The organism is Pseudomonas sp. B21-040 (assembly GCF_024748695.1).
Taxonomy (GTDB): Bacteria; Pseudomonadota; Gammaproteobacteria; order Pseudomonadales; family Pseudomonadaceae; genus Aquipseudomonas.
The window spans coordinates 1,555,002-1,572,285 of the sequence record NZ_CP087176.1; the positions used below are offsets into that span (position 1 = coordinate 1,555,002).

Annotated in this window: 8 protein-coding genes; 5 read left to right on the forward strand and 3 right to left on the reverse strand. The window is 58.6% G+C overall.

All coding sequences use genetic code 11. The annotated features are described in order from the left end of the window. Nucleotides 1–75 precede the first annotated feature (75 nt). Nucleotides 76–1,614, forward strand: a complete 1,539-nt coding sequence (locus tag LOY55_RS07060) for a bacteriocin immunity protein (RefSeq protein ID WP_223522430.1) — start codon at nt 76–78, stop codon at nt 1,612–1,614. A gap of 7 nt (nt 1,615–1,621) precedes the next feature. On the opposite strand, the gene LOY55_RS07065 is transcribed toward LOY55_RS07060, so the two are convergent. Continuing rightward, nucleotides 1,622–2,509, reverse strand: a complete 888-nt coding sequence (locus tag LOY55_RS07065; protein ID WP_223522431.1) for a LysR family transcriptional regulator — start codon at nt 2,507–2,509, stop codon at nt 1,622–1,624. Between the two features lie 158 nt (nt 2,510–2,667). Between LOY55_RS07065 and LOY55_RS07070 the strand changes: the two genes are divergently transcribed. Next, a complete protein-coding gene (locus LOY55_RS07070) occupies nt 2,668–3,312 on the forward strand; it encodes a hydrolase (RefSeq protein WP_223522432.1) in 645 nt (214 codons plus the stop codon). A 137-nt stretch (nt 3,313–3,449) separates the two neighbouring features. Here the strand turns inward: LOY55_RS07070 and LOY55_RS07075 are convergent, their stop codons facing one another. Continuing rightward, nucleotides 3,450–4,748, reverse strand: coding sequence for a mechanosensitive ion channel family protein (locus LOY55_RS07075; protein ID WP_109787982.1), 1,299 nt, complete (start codon nt 4,746–4,748; stop codon nt 3,450–3,452). Nucleotides 4,749–4,940: 192 nt separating this feature from the next. Here LOY55_RS07075 and LOY55_RS07080 point away from each other — a divergent pair, with 192 nt between their 5' ends. Further along, complete coding sequence (locus tag LOY55_RS07080; protein ID WP_046033343.1) at nt 4,941–6,287, forward strand: DEAD/DEAH box helicase; 1,347 nt, start codon at nt 4,941–4,943, stop codon at nt 6,285–6,287. 69 nt (nt 6,288–6,356) lie between these two features. Here the strand turns inward: LOY55_RS07080 and LOY55_RS07085 are convergent, their stop codons facing one another. Further along, on the reverse strand, nt 6,357–6,632 hold the full coding sequence (locus tag LOY55_RS07085) for a hypothetical protein (protein ID WP_046033344.1): 276 nt from the start codon (nt 6,630–6,632) through the stop codon (nt 6,357–6,359). A gap of 293 nt (nt 6,633–6,925) precedes the next feature. Between LOY55_RS07085 and LOY55_RS07090 the strand changes: the two genes are divergently transcribed. Both LOY55_RS07090 and LOY55_RS07095 read left to right on the forward strand, forming a co-directional pair. After that, on the forward strand, nt 6,926–8,632 hold the full coding sequence (locus LOY55_RS07090; RefSeq protein ID WP_223522433.1) for a ShlB/FhaC/HecB family hemolysin secretion/activation protein: 1,707 nt from the start codon (nt 6,926–6,928) through the stop codon (nt 8,630–8,632). 24 nt (nt 8,633–8,656) lie between these two features. Beyond that, on the forward strand, nt 8,657–17,281 hold the full coding sequence (locus tag LOY55_RS07095) for a filamentous hemagglutinin N-terminal domain-containing protein (RefSeq protein ID WP_223522434.1): 8,625 nt from the start codon (nt 8,657–8,659) through the stop codon (nt 17,279–17,281). Nucleotides 17,282–17,284 lie beyond the last annotated feature (3 nt).

Genomic DNA, 17,284 nt, shown 5'->3' on the forward strand with positions numbered 1-17,284 from the left:
CCGACGGCATTCGCTCAAGCATCGAGCGAATGCCGTCGCCGAACGCAGTACAAATAAACAAGGAAGTTTTAAAGCATGAAGCTCAAACCAACCCTCAACGACTACACCGAACCTGAATTTCAGGCATTGGTTGACCTAATCTGGGCTGTCGATCTGCCCAAGGCTGACCACGACTGGTTGATTAATCACTTCGACCGCATAGCAGGGCATCCCAAGGGTGCTGATCTGTTTTTCTACCACCCAGAGATTGAGCCGAATCAAAACTCCTCCGGCTCAGTCGTGTACTTCGTCAAAGAGTGGCACAGCAAGCAGGGCCGTGCGGCATTCAAGGGGCAAGCAGCACTGACTGCGCCACCTGCAAGACCTCAAGTTCCGGTCGGTCACGCGCAAATCACTCAGCAGCGCATCGCCCGAAGTCTGGCCGAGGTTCATAAGATCAATGCCGATCTGGCGAGCTCACAGCGCGCAGCCGAAGCAGCACTGACTGTTCTGCATCAACGGATTAACCATCTGCGCGCACGATCAAATGCTCAATTAGCTATTTCTGGTAGTGAAGCGGATATCCGCGCTCTGGAACTCGCTGAGTTCGACGCTCGCTCAGCAGTGCGCAATTACGAGTATTGGAAGATGCATGTCCAGTTCAAAAGAGACGGTGCGCAGCGTGAGGTGACGTACGCTCAAGCCGAGCGTGGACAGTGGCAAAGCATTGCTGAGCAAATCAGCGCTACTTACGATCGTTATGTGGCGTCGCTGAATATCGTCAATCAGCAACTCAGGCGTTTTCAGGAACAGGCCGAAGTGCTGCTGACGACAGTCCAGACTCAACTTGTAAAACGGCGTGAGCAACAGCAATTCGGTCCAACACCTGTGCCGGTGGAGCTGTTTGCCCCCTTGGCATTCGTCAATGCACGCCCTGCAATTCTGATCGACGGCGAGCTATCGCGAACCTTGGAAAGCCACCGGGTCGATCTGCAAAAGTCGATTCGCTCGGCAGTCGCTGAGTTCACTTGGCAAATCACCTCAAACGCTCAAGCGGATGTAGCTGAGTATGCCGCAGTGCTGCGGTTCGACTTTCGCAGCCGTGCCGAGGTTGGCCGCTACGGGGTTTGTGTTCCTTTAGCGGAGTTTCTGCCGGTTGAAGGGCTGGACTGGCAGTTTCTGGCGGCAACCCAGGAGACAGTCGACGTCCCGTTCAGAATGAGCAGCGGCACTTACACCGTTCCGTCCGGCACCCTGTTTCAGGGCATCAGGGAAATAAAAACCTTGCACCAGGTGGTGCTTGCACCGGTCAACGCCGCGAAGCCGACAGAGGGCGTAAGGGTTAGCCCTGCGTTATGGAGTGAAACCTCGCAAACCTACAGTTTCACGGCTGAAGGATTCGCCCCCATCACCGTCAACTGGAGCCTTCCTGACGCGCTGGAACACTATCGGCCATCAGCTTCTATTGCGGACTATCGGTTGGGCACAGTTCGATCTTCGTCGACGCCACTACTGGAAAATTTCGCGGACCCGGAAACTGTGGTTTCTGATGATTACGTCGTGGTTTTTCCGGAGGATTCAGGCCTCGAACCGGTATACCTCATGTTTAGCAATGCGCCGGATTTTGCTCTATAAGCCAGCACTACTTCAGAGCCAGTTGCCCCACCAGAAACTCGATAAACGCTCGGGTTTTCTGCGGCACGCGCCGCGCTGACGAGTAGACGGCGTTGATGCTGATCGCCGGTGCCTGCCACTCGCACAGCACCGGCACCAGCCGACCGGCCTCCAAGGCCTCTTCGACTATGAAGTCCGGCAGCAGCGTAATGCCCATGCCAGCCTCGGCCGCCTGAGCGAGCAAGTCGCCATTGTTGGCATGCAACGGGCCGGTCACGTTGACCCGTTGAGTTTCCGTGCCATTACACAGCTGCAAGCTGACGCCACTTTGCAGGTACCCGTAGTTGAGGCACTGATGGGCGCGCAGGTCTTGCGGGGTCTGCGGTATACCGGCACGTGCCAGATAAGCCGGGGACGCCACCATGATTCGTGGTGCCGGTGCCAGTTGCCGGGCAATCATCGTCGAATCCGGCAGGCTGGCGATGCGGATGGTCACGTCGAAACCACCGCGTACCGGGTCCACTTGCTGGTCGCTCAATACCAGTTGCAGTTCGATGTTCGGGTGCTGTTCATGAAACAGCGGAATCAGCGGCCCCAGCCGGCGCAAGCCGAAGGACATTGGCGCATTGACCCGCAACACCCCGCGCAATTCGCCAATGCCATTACGCGCTCGCTGTTCAGCCTCGTCCAGCGACGCCAGCACCTCGCGTGCCGCGTCGAAGTACTCGGCGCCCGCCTCGGTCAGGTGCAGGCTGCGGGTGGTGCGCTGCAACAGTTGCACGCCGATGGCTTCCTCCAGCGCCTGAATCTGTTTGCTGACTTTTGATCGCGGCACATCCATTGCCCGGGCAGCGGCGGCGAAGCCGTTCTCGCCGACCGTGACGACGAAGGCGCGCATGCATTCGATGCGGTCCATGATTGTCCCTGTTTTAGAATCAATGATTCTCGATTTTAGGTAATTGTCCCTTTTGTGGCTAGCCCCTAAAGTGACATCCAAGCCGACAACAAAGCCGCTGACGGCAACGTCGACTCACTCATTACTCACCTGAATATCGACATCAAAAGGAACGCGCCATGTCTATCCGTGAACTGCTCAACCCAACTAACTCCGCCCTGATCCTGATCGACCACCAGCCACAAATGGCGTTCGGCGTGCAGTCGATCGACCGTCAGACCCTGAAGAACAACACAATCGGTCTGGCCAAGGCTGCGAAGATCTTCAACGTTCCGACCATCTACACCTCGGTCGAAACTGAAAGCTTCAGCGGTTACATCTGGCCTGAGTTGCTGGCTGTTCACCCGGATCAGAAGCCGATCGAGCGCACCTCGATGAACTCCTGGGAAGACAAGGCGCTGGTTGATGCGGTGAAAGCCACCGGCCGTAAAAAACTGATCATTGCGGCGCTGTGGACCGAGGTCTGCCTGACCTTCCCGGCACTGGAAGCGTTGGCAGAAGGCTACGAGGTGTACATCGTCACGGATGCTTCCGGCGGCACCACCAAGGAAGCGCACGACATGTCGGTGCAGCGGATGATTCAGGCCGGTGCGGTGCCTGTGACCTGGCAACAGGTACTGCTTGAGTACCAGCGCGATTGGGCACACAAAGACACTTATGAAGCCGTGATGGGCCTGGTGCTGGAACACAGCGGCGCGTATGGCATGGGCGTGGATTACGCGTACACCATGGTGCACAAGGCGCCGCAGCGTCAGGTCAAGTAATCCGCCAACCTTGGAAACAAATGCAAACCCCTGTGGGAGCGGGCTTGCTCGCGAAGGCGAAGTGTCAGTCGACATCTACATTGACTGACACACCGCCTTCGCGAGCAAGCCCGCTCCCACATTGGGTTCTGTGGTGTTTACATGATGTGTTTTTCGGCTTCGGGGATGTGGCTTGCGCCCAGCATCGCGGGCAACAACCCGGCACGTAAATCCCCACCACTCGGCTGCTGATAAAGACTCAAGCCAAACTCCGGCAGCACCGCCAGCAAGTAATCGAAAATATCCCCCTGAATCCGCTCGTAATCGGCCCACGCCGTGGTGCGGGTGAAGCAGTAGATTTCCAGTGGGATTCCCTGCGCAGTGGCCTGCATCTGGCGGACCATGCACGTCATGTCTGGCTGGATCCCCGGGTGACTTTTCAAATACGCCAATGCGTAAGCGCGGAAGGTGCCGATGTTGGTCATCCGCCGCCGGTTGGCCGCCATGGCCGCCACATTGCCCTGTGCTTCATTCCAGGCTTTGAGTTCTGCCTGTTTGCGGCCGATGTAATCGGTCAGCAAATGCACCTGCGACAACTTCAGCTCTTCATCATCGCGGATGAAACGCACGCCACTGGCGTCGATGAACAGGCTGCGCTTGATCCGTCGCCCCCCGGATTGCTGCATGCCGCGCCAGTTCTTGAACGATTCGGACATCAGGCGCCAGGTCGGGATCGACACAATGGTCTTGTCGAAGTTCTGCACCTTTACCGTGTGCAACGTGATATCGACCACGTCACCGTCAGCGCCGACTTGTGGCATCTCGATCCAGTCGCCCACCCGCAGCATGTCGTTGCTGGTCAATTGCACGCTGGCCACGAACGACAGCAGGGTGTCCTTGTAGACCAACAGAATCACCGCCGACATGGCGCCCAGACCCGAGAGCAGCAACAGCGGCGAACGGTCGATCAGGGTGGCGACAATGATGATCGCGCCCAGCACGTACAAAACCATCTGCGCCAGTTGCACGTAGCCTTTGATCGAGCGGGTGCGGGCGTATTGGGTGCGCGCGTAGATGTCCAGCAAGGCGCTGAGCAGGGCGCTGAACGCCAGCAGCAGGAACAGAATGGTGAAGGACAGCGCCACATTGCCGAGGAAGTTCTGGCTGGTCTTGCTCAACTCCGGCACCAGGTGCAGGCCGAACTGAATCACCAGCGACGGCGTTATCTGGGCCAGGCGATGAAACACCTTGTTGTGCAGAAAGTCGTTGATCCAGTGCAGCGCTGGCTGACGACCCAGCATTTTGGTGGCGTGAAGAATGAGGAAGCGCGCCACTCGTCCGAGGACTAGCGCAATGACCAGTAACAACACCAATCCCAGGCTTGAATGCAGGAGCGGGTGCTGATCAAGGGCCCCCCAGAGGTCTTGGGCGTTGAGCCAGAGCTGTTTGATATCCATGGGCTAAAACGATTTTCCTGTAGGACGCGATGGGGCGATTAGAGCATTTAAGACACTTGGGATGACATTTGAAGACAAATCAGGCAACAAAAAGCCACTGTTTACCGTCGTTTGTATAAAGAAACTCGGCCTGAGCGCTCGAAACCGTTACCCTATGCAGCTGTTTTTTTGTATTTCTTCGAGGTAGCACCCGTGTTTTCCCAATTCGCCCTGCACGAACGCCTGCTCAAAGCCGTGGCCGAGCTTAAATTTGTCGAGCCAACGCCAGTGCAAGCAGCGGCTATTCCGCTGGCGCTCCAAGGGCGTGACCTGCGGGTGACAGCGCAAACCGGTAGCGGCAAAACCGCTGCTTTCGTTTTGCCGATCCTCAACCGTCTGATCGGCCCGGCGAAAGTCCGTGTCAGCATCAAGACCCTGATCCTGCTGCCGACCCGCGAGCTGGCTCAGCAGACCATCAAGGAAGTCGAGCGCTTCGCGCAGTTCACGTTCATCAAATCCGGTCTGATCACCGGCGGTGAAGACTTCAAGGTCCAGGCTGCCATGCTGCGCAAGGTGCCGGACATCCTGATCGGCACGCCAGGCCGGATGATCGAGCAACTGAACGCCGGTAACCTCGACTTGAAAGAAGTGGAAGTGCTGGTGCTCGACGAAGCCGACCGCATGCTCGACATGGGCTTTGCCGAAGACGTGCAGCGTCTGGTGGAGGAGTGCACCAACCGTCAGCAGACCATGCTGTTCTCCGCCACCACCGGCGGTTCGGGCCTGCGCGACATGGTCGCCAAAGTGCTGAACAACCCTGAGCACTTGCAGGTCAACAACGTCAGCGACCTGAACGCGACTACCCGTCAGCAAATCATCACCGCTGACCACAACGTGCATAAAGAGCAGATCCTCAACTGGCTGTTGGCCAACGAGACCTATCAGAAGGCCATCGTGTTCACCAACACCCGGGCCATGGCCGACCGCATCTACGGTCGTCTGGTGGCGCAGGAATACAAAGCGTTCGTGTTGCACGGCGATAAAGACCAGAAAGACCGCAAACTGGCCATCGACCGCCTGAAGCAGGGCGGCGTGAAAATCCTCGTCGCCACCGACGTTGCCGCTCGCGGCCTCGACGTCGAAGGCCTGGACCTGGTGATCAACTTCGACATGCCACGCAGCGGCGACGAATACGTTCACCGTATCGGTCGTACCGGCCGCGCTGGCAATGAAGGCCTGGCCATCTCGCTGATCTGCCACGGCGACTGGAACCTGATGTCGAGCATCGAGCGCTACCTCAAGCAGAGCTTCGAGCGCCGCACCATCAAGGAAGTCAAAGGCACCTACGGCGGACCGAAAAAGGTCAAGGCCTCGGGCAAAGCCGTTGGCGTGAAGAAGAAAAAAGTCGACGCCAAAGGCGACAAGAAAAAAACCGGCGCCAAGGCCCCGACCAAGCGCAAAATCGCCAACCGCCCGAAGACCGACGCCCTGTCGCTGGTCAGCAAGGACGGCATGGCGCCGCTCAAGCGCCGCAAGCCGGAAGCGCCGGCTGCTGAATAAGCCGTTGTCGTGACCCAAAAAAAACCGGACGGATGTCCGGTTTTTTTATGCTCGAAATTCCTGTATCGATCAGCTCTCGGCTTTCTTGTCCGCCGTCTGCAACTCCTTCAAACGCTGATCAATCAACTGGCATTTATCCGGCAAATCCTTGGCGGCTGTGCCCAGGTCCATCTTCTGCAACTCGTCGTTGATCTCTTTGGCTTTGGCCGGATTCTGCTCGGTGAGCCTGGCCACTTCCTGAGCCAGTTGCTCGCGTTTGGCGGTGGCTTCCTCGGGGGTGCAGGCCCAAACGGGGAGGGCGCAGGCGAGGGTGGTGGCGAAAGTTAGCGTCAGAAGGGTTTTCATGGGGGGCCTCGGTATCCGTGTTGGGCGGTTAAACGGTTGAGGCTGCACTGTTCGGAAAGTTCATACCGTTGCTTCTGTAGGACAAATACGCATTCGGAAATGCCGTCACTCTGGCCGTCACTTTTCTTCATGGCATCAAGAAACATCCTGCATACCGGTCGGAAGCGCCCGATTTCACCACTACCGTTCGTCCCCCATACTTTTCGAATGGATCCATTATTTGATGTCAAGATGATGGCTCTCTAATATCGCGCCACTATTTTGCTATCACTTTCCGCTTCGAGGGATCGAACATGTACTCACCCGCCCAAGTGGCGAGGTTATGCCTGGCTTTGCTGTGCCTTTCTCCGCTAAACATTGCTCATGCAGCCACCACCCCAGGTGATACGGATCTCATCCGCGAACGTCAGGATCGCCTGCTCGAAGAGCAGCGCCGGCGTCTCGAAGAACTCAAGGAATTGCCCGGCAAGGAAGCCAAACCCGTACAGCCCGCGGCGCCTGCGGACACCCGTTGCTTTGCGATCAAAGACATCGAACTCAAGGGCGCCGACAGCCTTTCCGAGAGCGAGAAAAATCGCCTGCTCAAGCCCTACATCGGCCAATGCCTGGGTGTTACCCAGCTCAACGAACTGCTGAAAGTCATCACCGATCACTACATCGAAAAAGGCCTGGTCACCAGCCGTGCTTACTTGCCGCAACAGGATTTGTCCGGCGGGCATCTGAAGGTATTGGTCGTCGAGGGCAAGCTTGAGGGCTTGAAAGGCGCGGACGACAGCAATCTGTCGGAGCGCGAGTTGGGCATGGCTTTCCCCGGCAAGACCGGCGAGCTGGTCAACCTGCGCGAAATCGAGCAGTTGGTCGATCAACTCAACCGCTTGCCCTCCAATCAGGCGCAAATGGAATTAGCGCCGGGCAAGAACGTCGGCGGCAGCGAAGTACTGGTCAAGAACACCCCGCAAAAGCCTTGGCGCGCCGGGTTGTCACGCAGCAACGACGGTCTGCAAAGCACCGGCGAGCAGCAGTGGGGCACGACGTTTGATTGGGACAGCCCGCTGGGCCTGGCCGACCAGTTGAATCTGCGCGGCGGTCACGATGCAGTGAGCGATCACCAGCACACCTCCAGCAACGCAATGCTCAATTACAGCCTGCCGTGGGGCTGGTGGAACTTCAGTTACACCTACAGCCAGAGTGACTATCGCTCATTGGCCCAAGCCAACGGCTTCAACTTCAAACAGACCGGCGACAGCGAAAACCATCAACTGCACGCCGAGCGGGTGATCCATCGCGATGCCGTGAGCAAAACCTCGCTCAGCACCGGTCTGTCGTACTTGCGCACCAACAACTTCATCGAAGACAGCAAGCTCAAGCTGAGCAGCAACCGCATCAGCGAAGCACAGTTCGGCATCAACCACGGTCGGCGAATCGGCAGTGCATTCGTCAACCTCGACCTCGGGATGCAAGAGGGGATCGGTGCATTCGACGCTCAGGGTAACGACCATCCAGGCCCTGGTGAACCCGACGCGCGCTACCGCAAATACACCGCGACCGCGAGCTACCTGCAGCCATTCAAGGTGTGGGGCGAGTCATTCAGCTTCAGCAGCCTTATGACCGGGCAGCACAGTGAAGACGTGCTGTTCAGCCCGCAGCGCACCAGCCTCGGCGGGCTGTCGTCGATTCGGGGTTACAAGGATCAATCCTTGTCCGGCGACAGCGGTGGTTACTGGCGTAACGACCTGCGCTGGAACCGTCCAGTCACCCTGGAATGGCTGCGTCCGGTGTTCGCTGAATACGGCACCAGCCTCGGTTACGACCAAGGCGTGATCACCCATGATCGATACAACGCCGATCAACACGGGCGCATGTCCAGCAACTCCATCGAGCTGTTTGCTCGCGGCCAGCACGTGGCGGCCAGCGTGACCTTTGCCCATTCCCTGGAACGTCCGGACACCCTGACCGAGCGCGAAGCGCCGATCTATTTCCGCATGGATTTCTTTCTCTAATTTCGCCTCATCGAGACCTTCGACATGGACGCCCGCCAATTCGCCTTCCTGAGCCGTCAGCCTTCTGCTGCTGTGAGAACCCGCGAGCACTTCTGGGGTATGCCCAAGCGCGGATTGGCGTTCCTGTTGGCGAACGTGATGTTCTGGCAACCGATGTGGGCGCAGGCCGACGGCATCGTCGTGGCCACGCCGGGCACCAGTCTCGGTCAGGCGGGCAATGGCGTGCCGATCGTCAACATTGCCACGCCCAACGGCACGGGGCTGTCGCATAACCAGTTCCACGATTACAACGTCGGCACCCAGGGCGTCATCCTCAACAACGTCGCCGCGCAAACCGGTGCGACGCAACTGGGCGGGATCATCGTCGGCAACCCGAACATGACCAACCGGGTCGCGGCGCAGACCATCCTCAACGAAGTGGTCGGCGGCAGCCCGAGCCAGTTGCGCGGTTACACCGAAGTCGCAGGGCAGTCGGCACGAGTGATCGTCGCCAACCCGTACGGCATCAGTTGCAACGGTTGCGGGTTCATCAACACCCCGCGGGTGACCCTCACCACCGGCAAACCGGTGCTGGATAACGGACGTCTGGATCGCTTTCAGGTGGATCAAGGCAGCGTCACCATCGACGGCGCCGGGCTGAACGCCAACAACGTCGACAGCTTCGAAATCATCACCCGCAGCGCAAAGATCAACGCCGAGATTCAGGCGAAAAACCTGACGATTGTGGCCGGCCGCAACGACGTCAACGCACAGACCCTCAACGCTACCGCGCGCGCCGATGATGGCAGCGCCAAACCACAACTGGCCATCGACAGTTCGGCGCTGGGCGGCATGTACGCCGGGGCGATCAAACTGGTAGGCACTGAAGCCGGGGTCGGGGTGAAACTGGCCGGGAACCTGGCGGCCAGTGGTGGTGACATTCAGATCGATGCCAATGGTCATCTGAGCCTGGCGCAGACCGCTGCCACTGGCGCGATCAACGTCAAAGCAGCGAGCCTCGACGCCCAGGGACCGGTCTATGCCGGCAGCGCCGTCAATGTGCAAACTCAGGGCAACCTGACGAACCAGCAAACCCTCGCAGCGCGGGACGGCATCGTCCTGAGTGCCGGCGGCCAACTGACCAACAACGGCATCATCGAGGCCGGGGTCAACGCGGATAACAGCCGCAACGCCACGGGTGATGTGAGCCTGACAGCGCAGAACCTCAACAACAGCGGCAAGAGTGTGGTTGCCAGTCGCAATCTGATCGTGAATACCGCGCAGACGCTGACTAACCAGGGCGGTACGCTGAGCGCCGGGCAAACCGCCAACATCACCGCCGGGACCCTGGATAACCAGAACCAGGGTCGGGTGTTGAGTAGCGGCAATCTCAATCTCGCGGCCAATCAGGTACTCAATGGCAATGGTCTGATTGCCAGTACCGGTAATCTCAATGCCACCCTTGGTCACCTGAACAATCGCGCTGGCGAACTCTCGAGCCTGGGCGCCGCGACGTTGCGCATGGCGACTCTGGATAACGTGGCAGGGTTGGTGAACGCCGGTCAGACCTTGAGCATCACCGCCACGGCGGCGGTGAACAATCAGGGCGGCAAACTGACCAGCCTCGACGCCCTGAGCCTTAACGCCGGCAAGGTCGATAACAGCAGCGGGGGGCGGATCGCCAGCAACAAAGCGCTGACCGCCAGTGTCGTCAGTCTCGATCAGCATGATGGTGGGCAACTCACCAGCGCTACGTCGTTGGCGCTGGATCTGAATCACGGCGAGCTGAACAACCAGAACGGTTTGATTAACGCCCCGTTGCTGGTGCTAAAAAACCTCGCGCAGGTGGACAACCGCAACGGCGAAATCTCCAGTGCCCAAGCGTTCACGCTGGCGGCCGACAGCCTCGACAACAGCAACGGCAAACTGCTCGGCAACCAGGCCGTGACCCTGCGCGTGCAGCAGTCCCTGACCAACGTTAAAGGCGTGATCGCGGCGGAAAGCGTCGATGTACAGGCCGGTAGCCTGAACAACAACGACGGCACCCTTACCAGCCGCACCAACCTCGATCTTCGGGTTACCGGCCAGCTCGATAATCAGGACAACGGGCTGATCAACGCTACTCAAAACCTGAACATCAACGCGGCGAGTTTGAACAATCAGAACGGCGGCTCGTTGCTCGGCAGCGCCATTACCATCGACTTCAGCGGCGCCATGGGCGATCTGAACAACGCCAACGGCCTGATCACCACTGCCGGGCAATTGAGCATCCGCAACCTGCGGGACTTGAACAACCGTGACGGTGAACTCTCCAGCAGCCAAAGCTACACGCTGAAGGGTCGCAACCTGGACAACAGCGACGGCAAACTCATCAGTCGCCAACAACTGGACCTTACTGCCGATGCCACCACTAACCTCAATGGTCTGATTTCCGGATGGCAAAGTCTGAGCCTTTTGGGCGGCAGCCTCGACAACCGCAATCATGGCACCTTGTCGAGCCGCGACGGTGACGTGCTGGTGGACCTTACCGGCGCTGTGCGTAACAGCAACGCTGGCGCTCTGGCCAGTAACGGCACGTTGAAGGTCACGGCGGCCAGCCTCGACAACAGCGACAACGGCATTCTTTCCAGTGCCGGTGCGCAAACTTTCGTCATTGCCGGAACACTGAATAACGCCCAAGGCGGTTTGATCGACAGCGGCGCCGCTTTGGATATTCAGGCTCAAACCCTGAGCAACGCCAATGCAACCATCAACGCCCAAAACGACATCAGTATCACCGGCACCCATCTGAACAACAGCGTCGGTACCTTGGCCGGCAAGGGCGCGATCACCCTCGATCTGCTCGGCACCCTGACCAATACCAACGGCAAACTGGTGAGCAACGGCCCACTGGTGATCAAGCGCGCGCAGCAAATCGACAACCAGGGTGGCCAGCTTGCAAGCCAGGGTTTGCTGAGCCTGTTGACCGGAGGCCTCGATAACCGCAATGGCGGCACTGTCGCGGCCAGTGATTCGTTGACCATTTCCGCCAGCGGCACCGTACAGAACAGCGCGGGCGGTCAGATCTTCAGCAGTGACGCAGGACTGACGCTCGACGCCGCCAGCTTCGATAACGCCAAAGGCATTGTGCAAAGCCAGGGCGATCTGACGGTGAAAACCGTCGGTGCCATCGATAACCAAAGCGGGCGCATCGTCGCCAAGGGCAGCAACCTCGACATCACCGCCGCCAGCCTCGACAGCCGTGGCGGTGTGCTCTCCAGCCTGCAAGGTGCGTTCAGTAGCCATATCACCGGCGTACTGCGTAACGGCTATGACCTGAACAATAACCGTCAGGGCGGGATCATTCAGGCCCAGAGCCTGGACCTCAAGGCGCTGGCCGGCCTCGACAACTATGGCGGGCGAGTCACCGCGCAAACCGGTGATGCCATCGTCGACACCGGCACCAACGGCAACTTCGACAACCGCAATGGCGGGCTGTTTGCGCTGGGGCGCGTCAGTGTCTCGGGCAAGGACTTTTACAACAACGGCGACACCGACAGCCAGGTCGGAGCAAAACAGATCGACCTCAGCCTGCGCGGCGCCTTGAACAACCGCAAAGGGATCATTGAAAGCACCAGCACCCTGAGCATCAGCGCCGGTGGTGTGGACAACCAGACCGGCCAGTTGCGCGCACTGGGCACTGCCGGCAAAACAGCATTCAGCATTGGTGGCGTGTTCGACAACAGTAGCGGCACAGTCGAAAGCGCCAACACTGATCTGAGCCTTGGCGCTGGAGGACTGCTCAACATCGGCGGCAACGTACTGCACGTCGGTACCGGTATTTTCGATATCGCGACAGGTCAACTCGGCAGTGCCGGCGGCACCTTCGTCACCCGTGGCAGCCTGACGCTCACCGCCGACGGCTGGACCAACAGCAGTGTGATCCAGGCCGATCGCCTGACCGTCAACGTCAACAGCCTCAATCAGACATCCGGCGGCCAGTTGTTGGCCGTCAGCCAGTTGACCGGCAATGGCGGCAGTTGGAACAACGATGGCTTGATCGCCAGCGATGGCAAACTCGATCTGACCCTGTGGGGCAACTACAGCGGCAATGGTCGCCTCAGCAGCCTCGGTGATCTGACGCTCAAAGCCAATCAACTGACCCTCAACGCGGCGACCAGCATCGCCGGTGGTGGCAACACCACGGTTAACATCAATGGCGAGTTGAATAACCAAGGCCGTTTGACCTCCAGCGGCGACCTGATCATCACCGCCGCCAACCTTAACAACTACGGCACGATCGGTTCCGGTAAAGACCTGACCCTCACCACCGGCGCGCTGCTCAACAGTCGCGGCCTGATTTCCAGCGGTGGCGATATGCGGCTGCTGCTGTCCAGCTTCACCAACGCCTATGGCCAGGTCTATGGCCTGAGCAACGTGCACATTGGCCGAGACCGCGACAGCGGCAAGGCCGACTTGCTGGACAACCGCTCCGGCGATATCTACAGCGCGCAGGACCTGATCATCAATGCCCTGACGGTGAACAACGTACGGGATATTCTGGAATACACCGCGCATGAGAAAAGTTCGGTGGTTATCACAGAGCTGGACTGCAACCTGATCCCGATTGCGGGGTGCGACTTCCGCAGCGGTTCGCGTCGTAACGGCCATTGGGAGATTGCCGAGACTGACCGCCTGAAGGTCTCTGACAGCAGCGAGGCTGCGAGTCTGACCAGCGGCGGCGAAATGACGATCAACGCTCAGGTGTTGAACAACACTAGCAGCACCATCGCGTCCACAGGCAACATCACTGTCACTGCCGACACAATCAATAACACCGGCCTGCAAGAGCAGGACATCATCACCAAGCGCACATTCTGGAACTACGTCGACCAAATCTTCGCCACGGTGCCCGCGGCGGCGGCCTTCAACGATAAAAACAGTCCGACACCCTCGGCCACTGTCGAGTCGGATCTGAGCTATTTCATCAGCCTGCTGGGCGGCGGCATGCTGACCGAAAGCACCACCACGGTAGCGGGTTCCGACAGTTCCTATGATGCGGTGATCCAGGCCGGCGGCAACATTTCCCTCAACGCGACGCAGACCATCGACAACAGCGTGGTGCGTCCTTATTACAGCTACGTCGCTGGCGGAAAGACCAACACTGAGACGGGTACCGGCAACGGCTTCTCCACGCCGGTGACTATCAACGCGCAACTGCCGCCGGATCTTGCCCAACAGCACGTCAACCCGGTGGATCTGCCCGGCTTCAGCCTACCCACCGGCCAGAACGGGATCTTCCGTCTGAGCCAGGAAGGCATCAGCGCCCCGACCTCGACCGGCCCGCAGAGCTGGACGCTGAGCGGCGGCAAAGTCACCGCCGGTGCATCGTCTACGCCGGTCACCATCAACCGCGTCCAGGGCCTGCCCAGCAACGCTGGCAAATCCCAGCCGCACAAATACCTGATCGAAACCAACCCGGTCCTCACCGACCTCAAGCAATTCATGAGCTCGGACTACCTGCTCCAAGGCTTGGGTTACAACCCTGATCAAAGCGCCAAGCGCCTGGGCGATGGCCTCTTCGAACAGAAACTGATCCAGCAAGCCGTGGTCGCCCGCACCGGCCAGCGCTTCATCGACGGCCAGACCTCGGACGAGGCGGTTTTCAAGTATCTGATGAACAACGCCATCGCCAGCAAGGACGCGTTGAACCTCAGCCTCGGCGTCACCCTCACCGCACAACAGGTCGCGGCACTGACCCACGACATCGTCTGGCTCGAAGAGCACGAAGTGAACGGCGAAAAAGTCCTGGTGCCGGTGCTGTACCTGGCCAACGCCAACAACCGCCTGGCCGCCAACGGCGCGTTGATCCAGGGCAGCGACGTGACCCTGATCGCGGGCAAAGACCTGAACAACGCCGGCACCCTGCGCGCCAGCCAGAACCTGGAGGCAACGGCCAAAAAAGACCTGGTCAGCAGCGGGCTGGTGGAGGCTGGGGAGCGGTTGAACTTGCTCGCCACCAATAACCTGACCAACAAGGCGGGGGGCATCATTGCCGGGCGGGACGTAACGCTCAGCGCCACGAACGGCGACGTCGTCAACGAGCGCACAGTGACCTCCCACGACAGTAGCGTCGGCGACTACAGCCACGCGCGCGACTTCGTGGACAGCGCCGCCCGCATCGAGGCCGCCAACAAACTGGTGATCAACGCCGGGCGCGACGTTCTCAATACCGGTGGTGTGTTGAAAAGCGGTGGCGACATGGCCATCAATGCCAAGCGCGACGTCAGCATCACCGCCGTGGAAGAACGCCACTCCGACAGCCGTACCGACTTCCTCGACTCAACCCTCACCCAGCACGGCGCCAGCGTCAGTGCGGGCGGTGACCTGACCGTCAATGCCGGCGGCGACGTAACCGTGGTGGCGAGCAAGCTCGACGCCAAAGGCGACGTGACGATGGACGCCAAGGGCGACCTGCTGTTCGCCACCGCCGCCGACGAACAGCACAGCTACTTCAAGGACAAAAAGGAAACCCGCCAGGAAGACCACGTCAGTCAGATCGGCACCTCACTGGATGCAGGCGGCAAACTCACCCTCAAGTCCGGCAAGGACATGACCCTGATCGCCAGCGACATCAGCGCCGGCAAAGAAGCCTACCTGCATGCCGACGGCGACCTGCAACTGCTGGCCGCACAGGACCGTGATTACTCGCTGTATGACATGGAAAAAAGTGGCAGCTGGGGCAGTAAAAAGACCCAGCACGATGAGGTGACGCAGGTCACCCACATCGGTACGCAGATTAAGTCCGGTGGCGACTTGACGTTGTCCAGTGGTGGGGATCAGCGCTATCAGGTGGCGAAGCTGGAGAGTGGCAAGGACATCACGCTGGACAGTGGTGGGGCGATCATTTTTGAAGGGGTGAAGGACCTGCATGACGAAAGCCATACCAAGAGTGATGGCGACGCCTTCTGGACCTCATCGAAAGGCAAGGGCAATACCGACGAGACACTGCGCCAGACCCAGATGATTGCTAAAGGCAACATCGTGATTAAGGCTGTGGATGGCCTGAAAATCGACATCAAACAGGTCGATCAGCAAAGCGTCAGTCAGACCATTGATGCGATGGTCCAGGCCGATCCGCAACTGGCTTGGCTGAAGCAAGCCGAAGCTCGGGGCGATGTCGATTGGCAGTTGGTCAAGGAAATCCACGAGTCGTTCAAGTACGAGAACTCGGGGCTTGGTCCGGCTTCTCAGATAATCATTGCGATTGTCATGGCGGCCATTGTCGGCCCTGCTGCACTGACGGCTTTTGCCAGTATGGGGACCGTTGGGGCCGCAGGTCTTGCTGCGGTGGCTACGGGTGCTGCGACAAATGCGACGACCAGTTTTATCAACAATGGAGGGAATCTTGGTGCTGTATTCAAGGATGTGACGTCCTCGGATGCGCTAAAAGGCTATGTGATTTCAGGTGTGACGGCGGGTTTCACGGCCGCTTACATCAATGATTTGACTGGGACGACTACAAACTCCTTCACTGGCAAAGTCACTGGCCCCCCACTGAACACCTGGACGGGCGTCGGTCAGTTTGCTTCAAGCCAAGTGCTGCAAGGTGGGACTTCAGCACTGCTGGGCAAGGCGTTGGGGCAGGACGTCAGTGTCAGTGATGTATTGAAAACAGCTCTGTTCAATACATTGGCGGCAGCCAGTTTCAACGCGGTCGGTGACTATACGAAAGCCTATGCCGACGGATCTGTTCAGAAAATCGCGATACACGCGATGGTCGGTGGGTTGCTTTCAGAAATATCGGGTGGTGATTTTACAACGGGCGCCTTGGCAGCAGGTGCGAATGAAGCCCTCATCGTAGACCTGAATAAATTGGTTGCTGGCGACCCTGATTTGCGTTCCATGGCATCTCAGATCGTCGGGGTACTGGCGGCGTCGACTCAAGGGGGGAATGCAGAAACGCTGCAAAGTGGGGCATGGGTTGCCAACAATGCTACGCAGTACAATTTTGAAATTCACATGCCGCCAGGTTTGACGGAGTATGGACAAGCAGCAACGTCCCTCACGGAATTCATGCGGCAAAATAAAGCCTCAGCAGAAGAAATTGCCCAAACGCAATTGGCACTGGCTCAAGGGCAAGGTTTTGATGGCGTCCTGCCTGCAAACGAGTTCGTCAAGGCGTGGGGCGCCTTCACTGCGGGAGAGCTTTCCGGATTAGGGTTGGCTGCGTTACTAGGGAAGGCGGGGTCGTGGTTTGCAAAAGAGTCAGTTATAGTTGGTGCAAAAGCTACTGCTACTCCACGCACTCCACTAGCTGGTCCTACTGAAAACTGGAAAACCTTTGTTAGTGCTGAAAAGCAGATTCAACTGGAAGCAGGTGCTGGGCAGCGTGTAGATCAAGTTATCAATGAAACTCTATCTGGTAAGAAAAATTTCACGAGCTCTATGACGCTCACAACCGATGAGGCCCTATCAGCAGGGCAAAAATATCTCGGCCCCGAGTACAGGGAAATCGGTAAGCCCGGCTCTGGGGTGTTTCACAGCGCTGATGGCGCCAAGGAGTTCCGTATCGACTCAGGATCTATATCAGGAGCACACGCCCCGGGAGTTCCGCATGTACATTTCGGAGTTAAAGACCCTGTGACTGGAAAATATATTTCTAACAATCATGTTCCCTATGCGGACTAGGAT